Annotated in this window: 12 protein-coding genes; 6 read left to right on the top strand and 6 right to left on the bottom strand. The window is 44.0% G+C overall.

The features are described from left to right. The first annotated feature begins 36 nt into the window (after positions 1-36). Positions 37-1,512, top strand: a complete 1,476-nt coding sequence (gene rpoN, locus FHS10_RS10145; protein WP_259090003.1) for an RNA polymerase factor sigma-54 — start codon at positions 37-39, stop codon at positions 1,510-1,512. Positions 1,513-1,796: 284 nt separating this feature from the next. Continuing rightward, on the top strand, positions 1,797-3,695 hold the full coding sequence (locus FHS10_RS10140) for an AAA domain-containing protein (protein WP_259090002.1): 1,899 nt from the start codon (positions 1,797-1,799) through the stop codon (positions 3,693-3,695). Between the two features lie 147 nt (positions 3,696-3,842). Here the strand turns inward: FHS10_RS10140 and FHS10_RS10135 are convergent, their stop codons facing one another. The 3 genes from FHS10_RS10135 to FHS10_RS10125 are packed head-to-tail and all read right to left on the bottom strand — an operon-like array spanning position 3,843 to position 9,107. Further along, positions 3,843-4,754, bottom strand: a complete 912-nt coding sequence (locus FHS10_RS10135; RefSeq protein WP_344757799.1) for a sugar phosphate isomerase/epimerase family protein — start codon at positions 4,752-4,754, stop codon at positions 3,843-3,845. A 30-nt stretch (positions 4,755-4,784) separates the two neighbouring features. Further along, positions 4,785-5,639: a sugar phosphate isomerase/epimerase family protein gene (locus FHS10_RS10130; protein ID WP_259089999.1), complete on the bottom strand. Its 855-nt coding sequence runs from the start codon at positions 5,637-5,639 to the stop codon at positions 4,785-4,787. A 24-nt stretch (positions 5,640-5,663) separates the two neighbouring features. Beyond that, the gene (locus tag FHS10_RS10125; protein WP_259089998.1) at positions 5,664-9,107 is read right to left on the bottom strand and encodes a ThuA domain-containing protein; all 3,444 of its coding nucleotides are present in this window, start codon (positions 9,105-9,107) and stop codon (positions 5,664-5,666) included. A gap of 332 nt (positions 9,108-9,439) precedes the next feature. Between FHS10_RS10125 and FHS10_RS10120 the strand changes: the two genes are divergently transcribed. From FHS10_RS10120 to FHS10_RS10110, 3 genes are all read left to right on the top strand, one after another. Beyond that, positions 9,440-10,312: an alpha/beta fold hydrolase gene (locus FHS10_RS10120; RefSeq protein WP_259089996.1), complete on the top strand. Its 873-nt coding sequence runs from the start codon at positions 9,440-9,442 to the stop codon at positions 10,310-10,312. 107 nt (positions 10,313-10,419) lie between these two features. Then, entirely contained in the window at positions 10,420-12,330 is a 1,911-nt protein-coding gene (locus FHS10_RS10115; protein WP_259089995.1) for an AMP-dependent synthetase/ligase, read from the top strand. Between the two features lie 182 nt (positions 12,331-12,512). Then, positions 12,513-13,715, top strand: a complete 1,203-nt coding sequence (locus tag FHS10_RS10110) for a DUF763 domain-containing protein (RefSeq protein WP_259089994.1) — start codon at positions 12,513-12,515, stop codon at positions 13,713-13,715. An 84-nt stretch (positions 13,716-13,799) separates the two neighbouring features. On the opposite strand, the gene FHS10_RS10105 is transcribed toward FHS10_RS10110, so the two are convergent. Continuing rightward, on the bottom strand, positions 13,800-14,342 hold the full coding sequence (locus FHS10_RS10105; protein ID WP_259089993.1) for a DUF4142 domain-containing protein: 543 nt from the start codon (positions 14,340-14,342) through the stop codon (positions 13,800-13,802). Between the two features lie 213 nt (positions 14,343-14,555). Between FHS10_RS10105 and FHS10_RS10100 the strand changes: the two genes are divergently transcribed. After that, entirely contained in the window at positions 14,556-18,113 is a 3,558-nt protein-coding gene (locus tag FHS10_RS10100; protein ID WP_259089991.1) for a TraB/GumN family protein, read from the top strand. A gap of 68 nt (positions 18,114-18,181) precedes the next feature. Here FHS10_RS10100 and FHS10_RS10095 read toward each other — a convergent pair whose 3' ends face one another. Next, positions 18,182-19,660 carry a glutamate synthase subunit beta gene (locus tag FHS10_RS10095; RefSeq protein ID WP_259089988.1) on the bottom strand — a complete coding sequence of 493 codons (1,479 nt, stop codon included), beginning with the start codon at positions 19,658-19,660 and terminating at the stop codon, positions 18,182-18,184. A 7-nt stretch (positions 19,661-19,667) separates the two neighbouring features. Next, positions 19,668-24,185 (bottom strand): glutamate synthase large subunit, encoded by a 4,518-nt coding sequence (gene gltB, locus FHS10_RS10090; protein WP_259089987.1) that lies wholly within the window; start codon positions 24,183-24,185, stop codon positions 19,668-19,670. Positions 24,186-24,273 lie beyond the last annotated feature (88 nt).

Here is a 24,273-nt window from a genome sequence, read left to right as displayed (position 1 = left end):
TTAAAAGTAATTGATGTATTTTTGACACATCTTATTATGCTTAAACAAAATCTTCAACAAAAACTTTTACAAAAGCTCTCGCCGCAGCAAATACAGTTTATAAAACTGCTGCAGGTACCTACCGTATCTCTTGACACCCGCATTAAAGAGGAACTGGAAGAAAATCCGGCACTTGAAGACCTGAGTTTAACTAACTTAAATGAGCCTGTTGAAGAATACCCAGACCGCGACCCTGATGAGGATACCTATAACGGCGACGAAGAAAAGGGCGAGATGGATGAATTTAATATTGATGATTACCTGCAGGATGATAGCGTAAATGATTACGGATCGCGCTATGACCAAAACGGCGACGATGAGGACGAGCGCAAGGAGATCCCTATTGCCGTACAAAGTTCATTTTTTGAAAGCCTGCAGCTACAGCTCGATCTGCTACCGCTAAGCGATAAAGATTTCAGGATTGGTAAACAGATTATAGGCAGTTTAGATGATGATGGTTACTTGCGTAGACCTATTATGTCACTTACCGACGATCTGGCCTTTTCACAAAACGTAATGGCCGAAGACGAAGAGGTTGAAGATATGCTGAAGGTAATTCAAAGCTTTGATCCGGCCGGGGTGGGCGCCCGCAGTTTGCAGGAATGCCTGCTCATCCAATTACGCAAAAAAGACCCTAACGATCCTATTATAAAGAAAGCCATTGTTGTTGTTGAGCAATATCTTGACGAGTTTACCCGTAAACATTACGATAAGCTTGAAAAACAACTCAACATGGATTCAAATGAGTTGCGTGGTGTTGTTAATGAGATCCTGAAGCTTAACCCCAAACCGGGCGATAGTAACGAGATCAACACCAAGCAAATGCAGGTGATCCCCGATTTTCATATTTCCAATAATGATGGTGCGCTTATCCTTACTTTAAACTCCAAGAATGCACCGGAGTTAAAAGTAAGCCGCTCTTACCAGGAAATGTTTCAGCATTATGATAAGGCGGCACAAAAGGATAAAAAATTAAAAGAGGCGGTACAATTTGTAAAACAAAAACTCGATTCGGCAAAATGGTTTATTGATGCTATTAAACAGCGCCAGCAAACGCTGCTTAAAACCATGAATGCCATTATGCAGTACCAGTACGAGTTTTTCCTTACCGGCGATGACAAAAACCTGAAGCCAATGATCCTGAAGGACATAGCCGACAGGATTGGTATGGATATCAGTACCGTATCGCGCGTGGCCAACTCTAAATATGTACAAACCGAATTTGGTACCTTCCTGTTAAAGTCCTTCTTCTCTGAAGCTATCCAAACCGAAAGTGGTGAAGAAGTATCAAACAAAGAGGTTAAAAAGATATTGGAAGAACACATTGGCAAAGAAGACAAACACCATCCGCTGGCCGATGAAAAACTGACCGATATCCTTAAAGATGCCGGCTATAACATAGCCCGCCGCACCGTAGCCAAATACCGCGAACAAATGAACATCCCGGTAGCAAGGTTAAGGAGGGAGTTGTAGAGAGCAGAGCCCCCCAGCCCCCTGAAGGGGGAGTTTTTTGAATAGCAGGTTTGTTTTTGGAGCGTTCCCTTTGGGCCGTGCTGTTCGTTCATACGCGCACATGGCCTTAATCACGGGCCGGTATCCACTGCCATCACTAACGCAATTTATCTGAACCGGGATTTATAAGATTGAAGGATTAACACGATTGTCAAATAAAAAAATTCCAGTCCTTATTCTTTAATCCAACAATCCTTACTCCAAAAAATCCTTGCTCCTTTGTCCAAAAATCCTTACTCCAACAAATGACTTATTTCAAAAAGCTGCTTGATCTGCTTAATCAGGAAAAAGAAGAAGATCGCAGCGCATATCTTAAACAAACAGAAAACACATCCGCCGCCGACAGGCGGGCACAGGGCCTTAGCTGGTATCCTATTGCTATCCGCAATACCGAACCGGGCCGTGGCGATTATATCAATGTGGAGGTTGAGCGTACCACACACCAGGACTTATCGCATCAGCTTAGGTTTGGTGTGCCTGCAGCATTATTCAGCAACCACAATCCTAAAAAGGACCGTGTAGAAGGCATTATCACCTACCAGGGCGGCAACCGCCTAAAGATCACCTTATATACCGATGAGCTACCCGATTGGGCACGTGACGGCAAATTAGGCATCGACTTGCTGTTTGATAACAACAGCTATGACGAAATGCTGAAAGCCATTAAACAGGCATCAGCATTAAGCGAAAAACCGAAAGAAGGTCGGCTTATCAATATCCTCACCGGCAAAACATCGCCTGCATTTGCTGAAAGTATTACCCCTTTACCTATCTCACGTTTAAACACTTCGCAACTGGCGGCGGTAAATAAAATTGTATTAGCGCAGGACCTTGCTATAGTGCATGGGCCACCGGGAACGGGTAAAACCACTACGCTGGTACAGGCCATTTGTTTATTGGCCAAACAAACCCGTAAACAGATCCTGGTGGTTGCACCCAGCAATACCGCTGTTGACTTATTAAGCGAAAAATTAACGGACGAGGGTCTTAATGTGTTGCGCATAGGCAACCCTAACCGGGTATCAGACAAACTGGTGTCGCTTACACTGGATAGCAAAATGGCCGAGCACGCGGATAATAAACTTATCCGCACCTTAAAAAAGCAGGCGAGTGCTTACAAGGATATGGCGCATAAGTATAAGCGCAGCTTCGGCAAATCGGAACGCGACCAGCGTAAGGCCCTATTTAACGAGGCCCACAAGATCATGAAGGATGTTGCCCTAACCGAGCAGCACATTATTGACGACCTGGTGAGCAAAGCGCAGGTAGTGACCGCAACCTTGGTAGGTTCAAACCACTACACCATTCGCGAGGTACTATTTGATACCGTAGTAATTGACGAAGCCGGCCAGGCTTTAGAACCCGCCTGTTGGATCCCGATACTGAAAGCACAAAAAGTGATCCTGGCAGGCGATCACCTTCAACTGCCACCTACCATTAAATCAAACGAAGCTGCCCGTGCCGGCTTGAGTACTACCCTGCTCGAAAAATGCGTGGCCCTGCATCCCGAAGCGGTAGTTTTATTAGAAGAACAATACCGGATGAACGAGGCTATCATGGGCTTTTCATCGCGCGAGTTTTATGGCAGCAAATTAAAGGCGCATACATCCGTAGCAAACCGACTGCTGTTTAATGGCGATATCCCGGTAAGCTTTATTGACACCGCAGGCTGCGGCTTTGAAGAGCAGCAGGCAGGCACCAGTACCTACAATCCAGATGAAGCAGTGTTGCTATTTAAACATTTGAACCGACGGATAAGCGAAATAGATCCTACAACCAAGTTCCCCTCCATCGCGGTAATATCGCCCTATAAAGAACAGATCAGAACGCTGAACGAATTGTTATTGGCCAATGAAACGTTAATGGCCCATGCAGCTGATATCACCGTAAACACGATAGATAGTTTCCAGGGACAGGAACGGGATGTGGTATACATAAGTCTTGCCCGCAGCAATGCCGATGGCGACATAGGCTTTTTAGCAGATATCCGCCGTATGAACGTAGCCATGACCCGTGCCCGTAAAAAGCTGGTGGTTATTGGCGATAGCGCTACCCTAACCCGCTTAAAATTTTATACCGATTTTATTGATTATACCGAACAGCTTGGCGGCTACCAAAGCGCCTGGGAATACGCCGGCGATTAAATATTACTACTTTATTACCATACGAACCACAAGCCAGAGGCTTGCGGTTCGTATGGTAATTTTTCAGTGTTATTCGCTGCCGCAGGGCTCCGCCTTGTGGCCCGCGTTTAGGTAACCGACGATCTCGGTAACCAAATTACAATAACCTTAACCCGCAACAGCCTTCATTTTCGCCAAGGCCGTTTTAGCCACAACCAAGGCATCCTGCGCATAGTAACCCTTATTAAACACCTCGCATGAGATGATCAATGGCTTATCTGGATGCTTTGCCCGTTTCAAAATCTGTTTTATAGGAGCTATCCCATCGCCGGGATAAACCCGATCAGGTTCCGAGATCTTTTCGGGACTGATACCTGCCGGGTAATCATTTACGTGGAAGATCTCCAAAGCGCCATCGCCCACAAAAGCCAAACCTTCAACCGGCGACTGGCCTTTGTACACATGGAATACATCCAGCAAAATACGGGCATCAGCATCACCGCAGGCCGCGACTACATAAAGCACCTGGCTCACCTGTTTCAGATTTACCGATCCGCCCCACATTTCCAATTGAGGTATCACACCACTTTGTTTACCCATTTTAAAAATAGTGCTGTATCGTTCGGCAATAGTATTTAAACCTATCAGCGGTAATTTGATAGCGCCTGCCGGCGGAGCGGCTATCCGGTGGCAATCAATTTTGGCCAGCATATCCATTTCGCCCTGTAGTTGCGTAAGCGCTTTTTGACGGGTGGCATCATCATCCACAATCCATTGAGCAAAACCGATGGCGTTTTCAACTTTTAATCCCAGGCCATTGATGATCTTTTTGGCCTCAGTTAACGAACCACCGCTTTGCAGGTAGGTTTGCAAAGTATCCAGCCAAATCTCTACCGATGTAAAGCCCGCTTTGGCTGCTACTTCCAACTCCTTTATAAAACCCAGGTTTTGCCCACGAATGGTGCTCATATTAAGCGAATAAACAAAACCGGAATCCTTTTTATCTACCTTAATAGCCGCCACTGCTGCCGGGCCACCTAAAACAGCAGTACCGGCAGCAATAGCCGTAGTTTTGAGCATTTGTCTCCTGTTAAAATCCCCTACCATAGCTTAGTATTTTAAACCTTTAATGTAAGCGATGGTCACCGGAATCTGGGTGGCATATGACGGACTTTCATCTTCAATAAAATAATGTTTTACCCCAGCTTTACGGGCTGCTTTCAATACCTCAGGAATATTGATCTGCCCGGTTCCTAAGGCCACGTCATTTTTTGTATCAGTGCCACCGGTAAGGTCATTAGCTACTCCTTTGCGGATGTCTTTTAAATGCATCAGTTTTATCCGGGTTGGATATTTGTTGATCAGCGCCGCCGGATCCTGCCCGCCATGGAACGACCAAAGCAGATCAATCTCAAAAGAAACATATTTGGGGTTGGTATTTTTGGCGATATAATCAAACAGGGTACCATCCTCATACTTACCAAACTCATAGCCATGGTTATGGTAGCAGAAAGTAAGCCCGGCTTCGGCCAGGATCTGCCCTACCCGGTTAAAATCGGTCACCGCTTTTTTAGCATCATCCAAAGTAAATTCCTTACCATGCGGAATCCATGCTACCATCACATATTTAGCACCCAATATTTTTGCTTGTTTAATCACATCGCCGGGGCTTTTCACAATATCATCATAACCCGCGCCAATAGAAGGAATGCTGATGCCTCTTTCGTTACACAGCTTCCTGAATTCTTCGGGCGGCATACCTTTAGGTTCCTGTCCCTCAATTTCGGTGATGCCGAATGATTTAATGGTATCCAATACCGCGATAGTTGCTTTGGGCATACTGCTGCGAAAAGTATAAGCCTGTACGCCAACAGGCGCAACAAAAACCGGTTTGCCGCTTTGGGCAAAACTTTGGCCTGCCAATAAGCCGGTTAACGCGGTTGTTAATATGATTGATCTTTTCATTTGTATGTTATTATTGATGTTTAATTATTCTTCAAAACGAATACCGCTTAATTTGAGGATACCATCGTTTGGTTTGGTACGTTTAATAGCAAAAATGAATACATTATGTTTGCCGGTAATGGGCTTTTGTACATCGCCGCTTAGCCAGGCCAGTTTATCCCAGCTACCGGTATCACCGTAAACAGTTGAGCAAATTACGGGGCCTGCCTGCGAATCCATCCTTACCTCTATCTCACCATCAATACCTTTTGAAGCGTATTGAAAACTCAGTTTTTTAATATTAGTTAAATCAAGATCGCGGTACAGGATAAAAGATTTATGGTTACCAAGCGACAAATCATCCTTAAAACGATTGAAACCATTCAATTCATCGGCATAAACGGCTTTAACATCTGCATTGCGTAAGGTAACTACATCGGTACCTGTAAGCGGACCAACCAATTTACCGCCTTTATCTGTATAAGAGGCCAACAATGTGTATTGCCCACGCGGTTCGGCATCGCTGAATTTAAGGTTTAAGTTGCCTTTTGATGGTAACGGTGTGACCTTGCTTTTGGCATCGGTTAAGGAGAAAATGTATTTAACAATCTCTTTGGTATCGGCGGTCGAAAGTTGCGGATGAGCGCTCATCACATGCTCGGTTCCCCAACTGCCCGCACCGCCTGCTATGATCTTTTTTGATAATTTATCAACCGATCCTTTTTGTGTTTTGTAACGGTTGGCTATCGCTATAAAGCTTGGTCCAACAGCTAATTTATTAACGGTATGGCACGATTTGCAATCGCTGGCCGCCATTAATGCCTTACCAGGGTAACTGATCTCATTTGCAGATAAAGCAGCCAAACTTTGCACCGCTTTACCATCCGTAGATGGCTGCGGATTATAAATATAAAACAGCTTCACTTTAGCAGGGGTGATTACTTTATCTTCCTGGTCTTTAACCACCACACGGTATTTAAAAGGCTTGCCTTTCCATATAAACGACTCATTATCAACACTGGCGATGGTTACTATCGGCCGGGTGTTACCCACGTGTACCATCGCCGTATCCCGGCCAATAAGGCCGCCTTTATCGGTAACCTTTAATATGGTTTTATAAACGCCGGGCTTGGTAAATGTATAACTTGCTGATGCAGTGGTTGCGCCAATTGTTTTGCCATCAAACAACCACTGATATGTTATCTTGTCATCATCATCAAGATCCTTACTGTTTTGGCTGCTAAAGCTAACAACTAATGGTGCCTGTCCGCTTATTTCTTTTTTGGCAGGTTGTTCTTTCAATTCGGCAGTTAAAAATTTGGTATGCTGATAGTAGGATTGTATAGCCGTATCAATTATCGACGCTTTGGCTATAGGCGCGCGGTTACCGGTATTGTATTCTATTTTTACCAGGCGGGCATCTTCATTTTGGGCACCGTAAACAGATCCATACTCCAGCATATACAAAGCACCATCGGGACCAAACTGCATATCAATCGGCCGCCTGAAATCGCCATTGGCAGGCATGAAGGCTTCGTTGCGCAGGTAATTTTCATTTTGATCGAATTTCAACCCGATAACCCAGTTACGCATCCAATCGGCAACAAACAGTGTTCCGTCATAGTATTCGGGGAATTTGTTTGGATTTTTAACATTGGCGTCGTACTCGTAAAAATCGCCGCCAATTGCGCATCTGCCCCCCAAACCCAATTCAGGAAACTCATCAGATGCCGCGTACGGATACCAGATCATGGCGGGCATAGCCGGAGGCAATACATTTAAGCCGGTATTATTGGGCGAATTATTTACCGGCCTTTTAGGGTCAAACATTGGCCCAGGTGCAGCATTCACAAAATCCCAGTGCGAGTATGGATAGTTATTACCCACAAAATACGGCCAGCCAAAATTACCGGCCTTACGGGCCTGGTTAAACTCATCGTACCCACGCGGGCCACGGGGTGAATCGTTACCCGCATCAGGGCCTATTTCGCCCCAATACAATACGGAAGTTTTAGGATTTACCGCTATCCGGTATGGATTACGGCAGCCCATCACATAAATTTCGGGCCTGGTTTTGGCAGTGCCTTTAGGGAACAAGTTTCCTTCGGGGATGGTGTAAGTACCATCAGCCTCGGGGTGAATCCTTAATATTTTACCTTTCAAATCATTGGTATTGCCCGCGCTGCGTTGTGCATCCAGACTGTAATGTTCCTGACCTGGGCGCTCATCTAAGGGCGCATAACCATCAGATGGGAAGGGACTTGAACTATCGCCTGTAGAAAGGTACAAGTTACCATCTTTATCCCAGGCCAGGGAGCCACCATGGTGCGCGCCGCTTACCTTTTGTACCGGTACTTTAAAAAATACTTTTTCCGATTTCAGGTCGAGCACGTTATCGGTACTTAACTTAAACCTCGATAGCTGAAAGTTTAGCGGCTCGGTAGTTTGCCCGGCCGGCATGTAATAAATGTAAACAAACTGGTTGCTTTCAAACTTAGGATCGAGTGTTAAGCCTATTACTCCCGTGCCACCTTCATAGGTGATAGGGAATTTATGGATCACCTTAAACTGCTTTGTTTTGGTATTATAAACCGAAAAGTTGCCCATCAGTTGCGTAAAAAACACCCTGCCATCTTTAGCGCAAGCCAGCTCCATAGGCGATGCGATGTTGCTTACCAATACCGTTTTTAAAAACCGGGTTTGATCTGGCGCTACCTTAGAGTAGGCTTTACTGTAATCCAATGATTTGCCATTGCCCATGGCATATTTGATACCGCCAAGCATCTGTCCTAAAAATAAGGGATCGCTATAACTTTCATCAGTATGGCCGCAACCGGTATAAAACGAGCGGCCGCCATCAAACTCATGAAACCAGGTTATGGGATGGTTTGCGCCGTTGGTACCGCCGTCATAAGTATTTTCATCTAAACTGGCCAAAACATGGATGCCGCTGTAAATTGATTTATAGTTATACCATTCGTCGGTACGCTCCCACCGGGCAGGCAAACCGGCGGTGATGGGATTGGTTCTATCGGTTACATCAATAGTAGCCTTACGAATATTGGAGTTATTAGGATGGCTTGAAAAATAAGCCCCAACCAGTTTGCCGTACCACGGCCAATCATACTCGGTATCGGCAGCGGAGTGGAAACCCGCATAACCGCCGCCGGCCTGTATATACCGTTCAAAAGCAGCCTGTTGAACCGCGTTGAGCACATTTCCTGTGGTACACATAAATATGACAGCATCGTATTTTTTTAAATTCTCATCGGTAAAGGCCTCGGCATTGGTAGTTGTATCTGCCTCAAAATTATTTTCTTTACCCAGCTTTTGAATAGCCGCCACACCAAAGGGGATACAGGAATGGTGCCAGCCCAAGGTTTTGGAAAATACCAGTACATGCTGCGCAGTCACGGGCTTTTTAAAAGAGTAAAGCCCAAAGCTGAGCCCGATCAATAAAATACAGGTGAGTTTTAATTTTAATGACATGAGTTGAGAGATTTAGTTGATGTTCCTGTTAACACATCCGGTATTTTTTGCACCATGCCGCCAAAAAATCGCCCATAAAAATGAGGGCAAATCAATGGTGATAAAAACATATCAGGTTAAGACAAAAAAGTACAGGACAATTAATTGGTTAAACAATATTAGCGTTTTAGGCATTGATTGTGTAATAAATACACACTTATTTTACCGTCTGTTTGTTTTGTAAGCGAATTGTTACGGGGTATTTTAAATCGATTTATTTGTTGTCGCAAACAGAATTTTAAATGTCGGATACAGCCATTTGCAAGTATGAAGGATCGGCTTAAATTTGTTATATGCAAAGTTTGTTTAGGCAGATCATCAAAACAGGTATTTTTACTTTATCAATTATGAGCACAACCATTAAAAGCCATGCGCAGTCGCCCGGTAAATATGCACAAGTAAACGGCATTAAAATGTATTATGAAATTCATGGTACCGGGCACCCCTTAGTACTCATTCATGGTGGTGGTTCAACCATGCATACATCATTTGATAAAATTATGCCCGAATTAGCCAAAACCCATATGGTGATCGGTATTGATCTGCAAAACCATGGGCGTACATCGGCCAGGGATATCCCTGAAACTTTTGAAGAGGATGCCGACGATGTGGCCACATTGCTTACCCAATTAAATATTACCGGTGCCAATGTTGTTGGCTTTAGCAATGGCGGCAGTACCACGCTGCAATTAGGGATCAGGCATCCCGAATTGGTGCATAAGCTGATCGCTATTTCGGCTGTATATAAAAGAAACGGTATGTTCCCCTGGCTTTGGGATATGATGAAAAATCCGACATTGGCAAATATGCCTCAAATTTATAAAGATGTTTATTTAGCTATTCCGGGCAATACCCAGGCCGGTTTACAAAACATGCATGATAAAGACGCGCAAAGAATGGTGAGTTTTAAGGATTGGCCAGACGAGCAGATCAAATCAATACAGGCCCCTACCCTGGTGATTGTGAGTGACCAGGATGTGGTAACGCCTGAGCACGCTATTGAAATGTCGCGTTTATTGCCACACGGCCGGTTGGCTATTATGCCCGGCACCCACGGCGAGTTTATAGGGGAAATTATGGCACCAAACCCAAATAGTAAAATACCAGAACTATTTGTGGCGATGCTTAACGAATACCTGGCAGCCCCAATACCCGGTGTTAAATAGCCCTTAGGGGATCTATTAAGTAACAATACCTGCACTTCATTATTTCATTTTAGTTTTTAGGTTAAAAAACATAAGTTTGATGCTGTAAAAACCAATTGATACACTTAATGAGCAAGGCAAAAGCACTTTCAACCGTACCATCATTTATACGCAATGCGGTAACCCATATCCATCCCGAAAGTCATACTTTCATGATCCACAAGGTTAAGGATACCTGGTTGGAAATTAGCTATGCCGAGGCTTTGACCAAAATAGATGCCATATCGGCCTGGCTGCTTGAATTGGGCATCCAAAAGGGCGACAGGCTTTCGCTGATCATTGAGAACGGGCCCAATTATGTTTATTACGATCAGGCCCTGCAACAGATCGGAGCCATCAATACATCTATATATCCCACCCTTACCGAAAACGAGATAGAGTATATCCTCAATGACTCCGGTGCCAAAACCATCATTGCCGGTAACCCGTTCCTGTTTCGCAAGGTATTGAAGATTGCCAATAACTGCCCGGACCTCATCCGCATTATCCCGGCATTTGACGATTTTGAAAAATTTAGCGATAAGATTTCACTTAACGCTGGTGTAGTGGGCTTTGACCAGGTGATTAAAGAAGGCCTGCACGTTATTGACCAATACCGCCCGGCCATCAATGCCGCAAGGGAGGCCATTTTGCCAACAGATCTATCGTGCCTTATCTATACGTCTGGCACTACCGGCATCCCTAAAGGTGTAATGCTTACCCATCATAACCTTACCGAAAATGCCCACAATAGTGTAATCCAGATTCCGTACGTAACCAAAAACGACCGTTTTTTGTCATTCCTGCCATTATCACATGTTTTTGAGCGTACCATTTACCATATTGCTATTTTAAAAGGCTCACAAATAGCCTTTGCCCAAAGCCTGGAGTTATTAGCCAAAAATATGGCCGAAACTCAGCCTACCATCCTGTGTTGTGTGCCACGTTTGTTAGAACGCATTCATGATAAGGCTATTAAAAGTGGCACATCAGCGGGCGGCATCAAAACAAAGATCTTTTTATGGGCGTTTGAGGTAGGTAAAAAAGTACGTCATGCACAAGAGGTGGGTAAATCCCCGGGAGTGATATTAAAAGCCAAACATAGCATAGCCGAAAAACTGGTATTCAGTAAGATCAAAGAAAAAACAGGTGGTAAGCTACAGTTCATGGTATCGGGCGGTGGCGCGTTACCTAAAAATATCGGTGAATTTTTCGGCGACCTGGGTATTGTGATATTAGAAGGTTTTGGATTGACAGAAACATCACCAGTTATGGCTGTTACCGAACGCCACCGGGTAATTTACGGTACTGTAGGCCGTATTATACCTGGCATTGAAGTGGCCATTCAAAATGTAGAAACTAAAGAGATCTACTCGATACAAACTCACGATAACTTTAAAGAAAATACGGAGACCGAAGAAGGCGAGATCATTGTGCGTGGCCATTGCGTAATGAAGGGCTACTGGCACAAACCCGAGGAAACCGCTACTGTTATTGATGCCGATGGATGGTTCCATACCGGCGATATAGGCAGATTTTTCCGTGGTAACCTGCAAATTACCGACAGGCTTAAAAACATGCTGGTTAATGCTTACGGTAAAAATATTTACCCTACCCCTGTTGAGAACACCTACCTTAAAAGCCCTAAAATTGAACAGGTATTTTTATTGGGCGATAAACGGGAATACATAACCGCTATTATAGTACCAGGCAAAGAAGGTTTGCAGGAAACATTCGGCTTGAATAACGAGTTTTTTGAAAAGCCCGAAATATTTATTGACGATAAAGAGATTGTAGACTGGATTAGCCAGGATATCCGCAAATTCAGCAATGAGCTGGCCAAGTTTGAGCGTATCAAAGCATTCAAAGTAAAGCGTAACCCCTTCAGCATGGAAGAAGGCGAAATAACCCCAACCATGAAAGCTAAACGGAAGGTAATTGAAAAGAAATACGCCGCCGATATTGACGAAATGTACGTGGGCGAAGTGGAAGCGGACTAATTTTTGATTTGAAGATTTGAGAATTTGAAAATGATTTTGCCTGAACCACGATTTATAGGATTAAAGGATTATCAGGATAGGTTTACCCATGCAAGTCAAATCTGATAAATCGGCATAATCCCGGTTCAGAAAAAATCGGCATAATCCTCCAATCAACAATCAATTTTACTAACTTTGTTAGCATGAAGCGATCTGGCAGTGCTGACTTACCCTTACATTATGGCTACGTACCCACCTGGCTTGCCGAGCGGATGGCTAAGCTGGGGCTTGCCGTGGTTGAAAACATTGTGTTAGATTATGGTAAAGACGAAGTTTTACGCCGCCTGAGCGATCCGTTTTGGTTTCAGAGCCTTGGGGCTGTGATGGGCATGGATTGGCATTCCTCGGGCATTACAACCTCTGTAATGGGTGCATTAAAACGATCTGTTAATCCGCGCAGTCGCGAATTGGGCATTTACATTTGCGGTGGCAAAGGCAGACACTCTAAGCAAACCCCGGCCGAGTTGATGAAGATTGGCGAGCTTACCGGTCTTGATGGCGATTACCTGGTAAAATGCAGCAAGCTAAGTGCCAAGGTAGATAATACCGCTATACAGGACGGCTTTCAACTATATACCCACAACTTTATTTTAAGCGATACCGGTAAATGGGCCGTGGTGCAGCAAGGCATGAGTGATGCAAGCAGCACCGCCCGGCGCTATCACTGGCATTCAGAGCAGCTAAGTTCTTTTGTGAATGATCCGCATACCTCCATCTACGGGCAAAACAACGGATTGATCCTGAATATGGCAGATAGTCAGGCCCAAACCTCAAGAGACGGCGTGATGCAAATAGCCAGTGAAAACCCAGAAATTATGACCAGGGAGATCAGCAAGCTGGTGATGCCCAACCACCACGAGGTAAAGGCAAAAGATATCGACCTTAAACGTCTTGGCGCGGTTTTGTGGCTGGCCCATGAAAAGCAACCCGCCGATTTTGAGGGTCTGCTGATGTTACAGGGCTTAGGTCCGCGCACATTGCAATCGCTGGCCCTGGTAAGCGAGGTGATTCATGGTACTCCCTCCCGGTTTAAAGATCCGGCGCGGTTTTCATTTGCCCATGGTGGTAAGGATGGGCACCCTTTCCCTGTGCCTACCAAAGTTTATGACGAAACCATCAACACCTTACAAAACGCTTTACACAAAGCCCAAATTGGCGAATCGGAAAAGAATGAAGCCATCAAACGGCTGCATAAAATAGCCGAGAATGCCGAAAAGGACTTTACCCCCAACGCAAATTTCGATAAGGTAATAGCTAAAGAGCGTGAAGATTCCTGGAAATATGGCGGTCGTACGGTAGTGGGCAAAGCAATGCCGCCAACGCAACAACAATTAAAGTTATTTTAAATAGAAGCTAAAAGCAAAATGCACAAAGCTTAAAGCTAAGATTCTGATTTGCAATACTCATTCAGGAGTTTTGTGTGAAATTATTTAATAGACTTTATATAAAGTAGTACTGATCATCCTGGCCGAATCAAGGTGGGCCTGTAACGATGGCATTGCTTTTCGGGCAAAATCAGACAGGTTAGGGCTTTTATTCTGTGCGGCAGCTTTAAAAAGGGTTAAATCCTGCTCATGCTGGCTTACCACCATCCCCATATAAGCCTTATCAAACTCGGCAGCTTTTTTTTGCTCAAGATCGGTAATTAGCTGCAAATTTGCCGGGCTAATAGTATCCTCGGCACTTACGAAATTATCGGTTTCCAATTTTTTAAGATTATCCGCCAGCAAAGTATGATCATCTATCATCGCCTTAGCAAACTGGATAACCTGCTGATTTTTGGAATTTGAAATAGCCAGGCCTGAAGCTTTTATAGTGATTAGGCTGCCTTCCATCCCGTTTTTAAGAAACATCAGGCCGCTATCGTCCACCAGGGCTTTATCATTATAATTATTGGCGCGTTTGTTACTCTGGCACGATTGAACCGAAATAAGGGTAATTAAACCCAATAAAAAGCTTGCTATTTGCTTCATTTATAATTGATGTTACGTACTTGTTAAGGTGTAACAACAAAAGTGTCAACTGGTTTACCAATGTAGCATAATAATATTATGTTGAAGCAATTACGCTCCTTCGTTTTGTAATAAGCAGGCTTTGCGGGCAAAATATCTCCTTAGCACCATCGCAGGCAACATAATATCCTTTATATTAGTGGGATTTTATTTTTACCACCTGCAATACTTTTTATGACCAAACCTTATTTGTCACAATTCCACCCTTTAAAATCGTTTGTAAATTATTTTAACGCAACCGTTTTACTTATCCTATGTAGTTTAATCCCGTTAACAACCGTTGCCCAGCAAAAGCTTCCTTATAATTTACTTTGGAAAATATCTGGTAAAGGCCTAACCAGGCCATCGTACCTGTTTGGCACTATGCATGTTAAAGACAAGCGAGCCTTTGGGTTCAGCGATTCAGTGATGCTGGCTATTCAAAGCTGCCCATCATTCGCGCTTGAAGTACACCCGGATACGCTGATGAAAAAAATGTTCATTACAGCCCGCGAACGCGATAGTACACGCAGTTTGCGCAAATGGCTTACAGATGCAGAATATCAAAAACTGGCCAAACGATTTAAAGAAAAAAACGGATATCCAATGGGTAACCTTGATCCGTTACGGGTAGAATCGATGATGGAGCCCGAAAAGAAAAGGCCCGACGATAAAAAATCTTTTGTTGATGCTTACCTGTTTGGTATAGCCCGTACCTTAAACAAAAACGTTTATGGCTTGGAAAATGCTTCTGAGCAGTTCGATGAATATTTCGGATCAAAATCCGAGCAGTTGAAAAGGCGGATTGCAGACCTTGTAGATGAGGACGGCGAAAAAGATAACAACAAACTGGATAACCGGGAAAAACTGATAGATGCCTATAGCAAGGCCAATCTTGAACATATTTTAAGTTTATTGGGCGACGACGAACTCAATAGCGATATTATGGTAGCCCGCAATAAAGTAATGTTTAACAGCATTTTATCACACCTGGCAACAGCGCCTATATTTTCGGCAGTGGGCGTTGCTCATCTCCCCGGCGATAATGGACTGATCTCGCTGTTAAGAAACGCAGGCTATACTGTAACACCTGTTACGGCCAACTTTACCGGTATCGCAGCAAAATACACTACCGATGTAAGCAAATTAAAGTGGCAAACTTTTACGGATAATGAGCAGGGATATTCACTTGATTTGCCATTTATGCCGATGAAAACAGACCTGCTTTACGGCTTAAGCAGTATCATTTACCCCGATATTGCCAATGACGTTTTCTTTGGGGCCTACGCTATTAGGGAAGGGTCAACTACCCGGCCGGTAACAGACGACGATATCATTCAAAAAACCATCAATAATTTTAAAGCGAACGAACGAAACCATATTTTGAGTAAAAAGCCCATCATCGTAAATGGATTTAAGGGAACGGATATTACCATGAAAACCGACGCCGAACTTTTCCGGATCAGGCTAATCATCAGCAACAATTTTCTGTATTGTCTTTACGCCGGTAATGATTTAGAAAGCGTTAACTCTGCCTACGCCAACCGTTTTTTTGATTCATTTAAAAGTTTCAAAGTTGCGGAAAAACCGGCTTCAAACTGGATAACATTTAAGAACGATACCGGCGCATTTTCGGTGCATTTACCAACACAGCCCAAATTGATAGAAAAAGAATTGGCAAACCCGGCGGGCACTAAAACCGGAACGATCAAAATTAAGATCTACATGGCCATAGATAGCCTCAACATGCGAAACTACCTGGTAAGGTATAACGATTTTCCGATTCAGAACTATCTTGCAGATAAAGAAAAAGGATTTACAGCGGCTGTAAACGAATTTAAATCGAGAGGTAAAATAGTGGAAGAGCCGAGGAAAATATTTAAAGATGGTTATGAAGGACGGGAATTAAAGATTATGCTGGCCGGCAAATACAATTGTACCATTCAAATATTTGCAAGGGGTAACCGGTCTGTAATGCTATTAGCACAAGACCTACAGGAAGGCTCTACCGAAAAATCGACAGATGATTTCTTTGATTCGTTTACATTTACCCCTTATTTGCCTGCTAAACTCATCCCTTATACAATTGATGACGGAACTTTCAAGTGCATGGTATTCCCCGAGATAAAAACAATTAAAGATACCGTAGATACCTATAACTCATTTTTAACGTCAGCTTCTACTGTTTTTTTACTCAATCCGGTATCAGGGGGCTCCTTCAATTTTGAGCACGCGTACGTAAGTAAATACTACAGGACAAAAAATGTCGATTCATTGTATAAGCATATGATCCATAAATTTGTTGGATATAGCGATACGCTATTAAAAACAGATAGTGTCAACACAAATGGTATAAGCGGCAGGGAATTTTTATCGAAGAAAAAGGATTCGGATCAAAAAAAGAGGAACCGTATTTACATCAACAATGGCGATTTACTTTACTTTTCGGAGTTTACAGCCAATGAGGAACTTTTTGATCAAAATGCTAACGCATTTCTTAATTCCCTTACTAAAAATCATGACACCGCGCCTATTAACCTAAGCTCTTCAAAGGCGCAATTGATTGTTAATGATCTTTCAGCCACAGATACTACCACAGCTAAGTATGCCCGTGGAGCGCTCTCCTATTATGATTTTGAAAAAGATGAGCTACCCTACTTATACAAAGCCCTAAACAGAACTTATCCCGATGATACTTTAGGCACCGGTACCCGTGGTAAACTCATCAAAACTTTAGTCAAAGTAAATGACGAGAAAACACTTGATGAACTGCAGTCGCTTTATAAAAACCCCGGCACCAGCGATATACTTAAGGTGGCCATTTTAAATACCCTCCCCGATGTAGATAAAAAGGCGGGGTACGATATTTATCTTAATTTGTTAACCTCATCAAAGGCACTAAAAACCGATGAAAATTATGAGATTTTCAGTCCGATGCGTGATTCCCTTGATTTTGTGGCCGCAAATTTCGATAAGATATATTCACTACTTCAATATCCGGAATATCGCACAAATTTACTATCGGTGGCGCGCTCCATGGTGTATGAAACTCAAAAAGGGAAATATACACCATTGATAAAAAGCAAATTTCAGGCACTTACACAATATGCCCAAAGCGACCTCGATGATTTTATCGCCAAAAAAGATACAAGCGTTAAGTGGTTTTCGGGTGGATATAATTACCTGGGCCTAATGCAGGAAATCACAAATCAGCCCATCACTGATAGTTTTACAACAAAACTGATAAAAAATGATGAAAATGAGCTTTCCGATGCTGTTATCACCAGAATAGCCAATCATTTGCCCATAAATCAAAAGTTATTGAACACACTTTTAGATAGTATTGCAATCCGGTATGATCTGATGCAGAGTTTAAGTAAGGCAAAACAACTGGACAAGGTACCTCTTAAATATAAAAAGCAGGACGAATTTGCCAAATTATGTATGTATCAATCTATTTCGGCAGATGAAGACGATAGCACACCGGAAAATCTGGTATTATTGGGTAAAATACTGGATAAAGGTAGTTTATATTACGCGTTTAAATACCAATCAAACTATAACGACGAAAAGACGGATTACATTGGAATTTCCGGCCCATATGTATTGGGATCAACCAAACTCGATTTCTCTATTTACAGATGTTATGACAATAGCATAGTAAAAGAAACCAACTGGCAACTACAAGCTAAAGGGCTTATTATTAAACTAAAGGAGCAAAATAAGACGCAACTGGCCAATTTGGCCAAATAGCACTTAAAAATAAAAGCCGGATAGTTCATTACAACTTCCGGCTTTTTTATTTTGGGTTTATAGGGTTCTTAAAACACCTGGTCGAATTGATTAACGGCGTCTTTACTTTCCAGTAAAGAATGGCCCATCAAAAATTCATCAACCTTGCGGGCTGTTTCACGGCCTTCAGAAATTGCCCATACTACCAGCGACTGGCCACGGCGCATATCGCCTGCGGCAAATACTTTGCTTACATTGGTACGGTAAACACCTTCTTTGGCTTTAACATTTTTACGGTCATCAAGCTCAACACCTAATTGTGCCAATAAACCTGCAGGCTGCGGATAAAGGAAACCCATAGCCAGGAATACACGCTGACACGGAATTTCGCGCTCAGAACCTTCCACAACGTGGAATTTTACCGGGCGGCCCATAAAGTCCTGCTCCCACTCAACATCAACAACTTTTAAAGCGCGCAGGTTACCTTCTTCGTCGCCTAAAAACTCCAGGGTGTTAACGCCCCAGAAACGATCTGCACCTTCTTCATGCGAACTGGTGGTTTTTAGCACCATTGGGTAGGTTGGCCACGGCATGTGCTGTGTACGCTGTGCCGGTGGCTGAAACATCACCTCAAATTGTTTTACAGATTTTGCGCCCTGGCGGTTTGATGTACCCACGCAATCGCTGCCGGTGTCACCGCCGCCAATCACAACTACATCTTTATCAGTAGCAATAATATCATCGCCAACAACATCAATATTGCTTACACGTTTGTTTTGCTGCTTTAAAAAGTCCATCGCAAAATGGATGCCTTTTAACTCCCTGCCAGGGATCATCAGGTTACGCGGCACGGTTGAACCACCCGCCAATATAACGGCGTCATTACTGCGTAATAACTCGTCGGCAGCAACATTTACACCTACTTCGCTGTTCAGTTTAAATACAACGCCATCTTTTTCCATTACTTCGATACGGCGCTCAACTACGGTTTTCTCTAATTTAAAATCGGGGATGCCATAACGTAATAAACCTCCCGGTTTATCATCGCGTTCGTAAACGGTTACCGCGTGGCCGGCTTTCACCAGTTGCGCTGCTGCCGCCAAACCTGCCGGACCAGAGCCAATTACGGCTACCTTTTTGCCCGATTTAACCAGCGGAGCGGTAGGTTTTACCAGGTTTTTCTGGTAAGCTATTTCGATAATATGTTTTTCAATTTCCTCAATGGCAACCGGCGGTTTGTTAATGCCTAACACACAAGCCGACTCGCAAGGCGCAGGGCAAATGCGACCGGTAAACTCTGGAAAATTGTTGGTTGACGATAATATATGGTAAGCCTCTTCCCAGTTTTGGCGATACACCGCATCGTTAAACTCCGGAATAATATTACCCAGTGGGCATCCCGAATGGCAAAACGGAATACCGCAATTCATACAACGCGCCGATTGCTGGTTAAGCTTCTCGTCGGTATATAAATTAACAAACTCTTTATAGTTTTTTACGCGTTCAGGGGCGGAAATCTTGGTTGGTAATTCCCTGTTAAACTCCTGAAATCCTGTTGGTTTTCCCATTTGAAATTTAGCCTATTGTTTGATATTGTAACTTCTCTATAACTTTTTTGTACTCTTTTGGATATACCTTCACAAACTGTGTAGATGCTTCGGTCCAGTTGCCTATTATTTGTTTTGCAAGCGCGCTGCCGGTAAGGCTAATGTGCTTACGTAACAGTGTAAGGATCTGCTCTTCATCCTGCAATGATAGCGGATCAAGATCAACCATCTCGGTATTACAGTTTTCGGCAAAGTTGTTATCCGGGTTGTATACCCAGGCCAAACCACCGCTCATGCCGGCGGCAAAGTTGCGGCCTGTTTTACCTAATATCAGCGCAAGGCCACCGGTCATATACTCGCAACCATGATCGCCAATACCTTCCACAACCGTGGTAGCACCAGAGTTACGTACCGCGAAACGTTCGCCGGCCATACCGCCGATAAACAGTTCGCCAGAGGTTGCACCATACAGGGCAACGTTACCTATGATGATATTTTCTTCGGGAACAAAATTTGAATTTGCAGCAGGATAAATTGCCAGCTGCGCACCTGACAGGCCTTTACCTACGTAGTCATTAGCTTCGCCTTCCAGCTCAAATGATAAACCTTTGGTAGCAAAAGCACCAAAGCTTTGACCTGCCGAGCCTTTAAATTTGTAGTTGATGGTATTATCAGGTAATCCAACCGAGCCGTACTTTTTAGAAACCTCGTTTGATAACAAGGTACCAATGGTACGGTTAACGTTGATGACATCAAACGATGCAAATACGGGTGTTTTATCTTCTAAAGCAGCCTGTGCGCTTTCAACCAATTTCCAGTCAAGAATATCGCTCATACCATGATCCTGGCTTTCGCTGTTATAAAGCGTCATACCTTTGGTATTGGTAACCGGGTGCAGTATACCGCTCAGGTCAATCTTTTTAGCTTTCCAGCTATCCAGGTGATCTTTCACTTTCAGGAACTGAACGCGGCCAACCATTTCATGAATAGTACGGAAACCAAGCTCGGCCATAATTTCGCGAAGCTCTTCGGCCATAAAACGGAACAGGTTAACAACGTGCTCTGGTTTACCGCTAAATAGTTTACGTAATTCAGGGTCTTGCGTGGCCACACCTACAGGGCAGGTATTCAAGTGGCATTTACGCATCATGATACAGCCACCCGCAACAAGAGCAGCGGTTGCCACACCCCATTCTTCAGCACCCATTAAACAGGCAATTGCCAAATCGCGGCCGGTTTTAAGCTGACCATCTGTTTGTAACACTACACGGCTGCGTAATTTATTACGTACCAGTGTTTGATGAGCCTCGGTTAACCCAAGCTCCCATGGTAAACCAGCGTGTTTGATAGAGCTTATTGGCGATGCACCTGTACCACCATCATAACCGGCAATCAGGATAACATCTGCGTGAGCTTTAGCAACACCAGCTGCAATGGTACCTACACCAGCTTTTGAAACCAGTTTCACGTTGATACGTGCAGCACGGTTGGCATTCTTTAAATCGAAGATCAGCTGGGCTAAATCCTCAATAGAGTAAATATCGTGGTGCGGTGGCGGCGAGATCAATCCTACACCCGGCGTAGAGTGACGGGTTTTAGCGATCCAGTCGTCAACCTTGTGGCCGGGCAGCTGACCGCCTTCGCCAGGTTTTGCACCTTGTGCCATTTTTATCTGCAACTCATCGGCATTGGTAAGGTAGTTTGAGGTTACACCAAAACGGGCAGATGCGATTTGTTTAATAGCCGAACGCATAGAATCGCCGCTGGCCATTTTTTCGTAACGCATTTCGTCCTCACCACCTTCGCCGGTATTACTTTTACCGCCAATGCGGTTCATGGCGATAGCCATGGTACTGTGGGCTTCGTGCGAGATAGAACCAAACGACATGGCACCTGTAGCAAAACGCTTCATGATGTTTTCTGCCGGTTCAACCTCATCTATGCTGATCGCTTCACGGTGATGCGCAAAATCAAGCAAGCCACGAATGGTAAAGTGTTTCTCAGTTTGATCGTTAACAGCTTTCGCGTAGTTTTTGTAGATGTTGTAATCGTTGCTGCGGGTAGCATGTTGCAGCAAGTGTACAGTAGTAGGATTAAACAAGTGTGCTTCACCGCGGCGTTTCCATTGGTAAATGCCGCCTTCTGGTAATAGGTTATCTGCAACTTTGGTGCTGAAACCCATGCGGTGTTTGCACAAAGCTTCGCGGGCAATTTCGTCAAGGCCTAAACCGCCTATACGGGTAACTGCGCCGCAGAAATAATTATCTACAACAGATTTATTTAAACCTAATATTTCAAACACCTGCGAACCATGGTATGATTGCAAGGTAGAGATCCCCATTTTGGAGAAGATCTTCAACAAGCCATCGTTAACCGATTTTACGTAGTTGTTTTGCAATTTTTTAAGATCGTAGCTGGTTTCCAGGCTACCGTTATTTTTCAATATTTCGATAGTTGAAAGCGCCAGGTACGGGTTAATGGCGGTTGCGCCAAAGGCCAGTAAACACGCAAAGTGGTGTACTTCCCATGCATCGCCGGTTTCAACAACCAGCCCTACCGAGCCACGACGGCCTTTTTTCACCAGGTAATGGTGAACAGCCGATACAGCCAACAAAGTTGGAATAGGTGCATGCTCTGAGTCTACAGCGCGATCTGAAAGGATCAATACCTCAAAACCATCATCAACCGCATCTTCGGCATAACGGCAAAGGCGGGCGATACCTTTCTCTAATGATCCCGGAAGGCCATCGGCTTTAAAATATGTTTGCAGCGTTTTGGCGTGGAACATACCGGTATCAATACTACGCAGTTTTTCTAACTGGTGGTTTTTTAATATCGGATGTTTTAAAACCACGCAATGGCAGTGCATTTTATCCTCATCAAGCAAATTGCCGTTATTACCAATAAACGTAGCCAGGCTCATTACCAAACGCTCACGGATAGGATCGATAGGCGGATTGGTTACCTGGGCGAAAAACTGTTTAAAGTAGCTTGATAAGTGCTGTGGCTTATCAGATAAGATAGCCAGAGGCACGTCGGTACCCATTGAACCTATCGGCTCTTTGCCATCAATAGCCATCGTTTTAATGATGGTATCAATATCTTCGCGGCTATAACCAAATACCTGCTGGTAACGGTACACGGCAGATTCGGCCAGACTGGCGAATGCCAAACGAGGCTCGGCCAGTTCGCTCAGGTTAATTTTATAGTTCTCCAACCAACGGCCATAAGGCTGCTGCGAGGTTACTTGTTTTTTAATTTCTTCGTCGGTAATGATGCAGGCACGTTCGGTATCAATCAACAACATTTTACCCGGCTGTAAACGGCCTTTGCGTAAAATGGTGCTTTCATCGATAGCCAGGGTACCGGCTTCAGATGCAGCGATAACACGACCATCATTAGTGATCACGTAACGCAATGGGCGCAAACCGTTACGGTCAAGCACAGCGCCTACTAACCTACCATCGGTAAAGCTGATAGCGGCAGGGCCATCCCATGGCTCCATTAAGGTAGCGTGGTATTCGTAAAACGCTTTCTTCACCGGGTCCATCTGTTCGTTACCATCCCATGCTTCAGGAATCAGCATCATCATTACATGTGGTAATGAACGACCAGAGTGTAATAAGATCTCGATGATGTTATCCAAACAGGCAGAATCCGACTGGTTGTTATCAATCACCGGCATAATCATTTCCATCTCCTCAGATGTGAAGTATGATGACGCGTATGATTTTAAGCCGGCATAAAACCAGTTTAAGTTACCTGTTAAAGTATTGATCTCGCCATTGTGCGCAATTAAGCGGAACGGCTGAGCCAGTTTCCACGATGGGAATGTATTGGTTGAAAAGCGTGAGTGAATCAACGCGAAGCCAGAAGCAACACGCGGATCAATCAGGTCAGCATAGTATTTACGCAGCTGGTAAGTAGTGACCTGGCCTTTGTAAACAATGGTTTTGCTGCTTAATGATGTAAAGTAGAAATGCTCGCCGGCACCAGGAATGGTATCGGCAATGGTTTTATTAATATATCTTCTCAGGATGAAAAGCTTACGCTCAAAATCATCGGCTTTAGTAATATGATGCGGACGGGCAATAAAAATTTGCTCAACATCCGGTTCGGCCTGGCGGGCGGTTTCGCCTACTGCCATCGAGTCAACAGGAACTTTACGGTAACCTAATTTTACCAAACCCAGCTTTTCAATAGCGGCAGTAATGGTTAAGCGGCAAGCCTTCTTTTGTGCCGAATCTTTAGGAAAAAATATCATACCTACGCCATACTCGCCCGGTTCGGGCAGGCTAATTTCCAGGTTTGAGCATTCTTCCATAAAAAACTCATGGGGCAGCTGTATCAATATACCGGCACCATCGCCGGTTTCGGGGTCACATCCGCAAGCACCGCGGTGTTCCATGTTCTCGAGCATTGTGAGGGCATCATCAACAATCTGGTTATTTTTATGACCATTGATGTTGGTTATAAACCCAGTTCCGCACGAATCGTGTTCAAATTCTGGCCTGTAAAGGCCCTGGTTGCTATCAGTTTGATTCATCTTTAGAGTAAACCGTTTATAAAAGGGTGTAACAACGAAGTTACCAATTACTAAATAATTTATAAAATCAATCAGAATTTTTAAAGAT

Source organism: Mucilaginibacter dorajii, from assembly GCF_024808255.1.
Lineage (GTDB): Bacteria > Bacteroidota > Bacteroidia > Sphingobacteriales > Sphingobacteriaceae > Mucilaginibacter > Mucilaginibacter dorajii.
The sequence above is the reverse complement of the archived record's forward strand: the minus strand, read 5'-3'. Positions and strand labels throughout refer to the sequence as shown.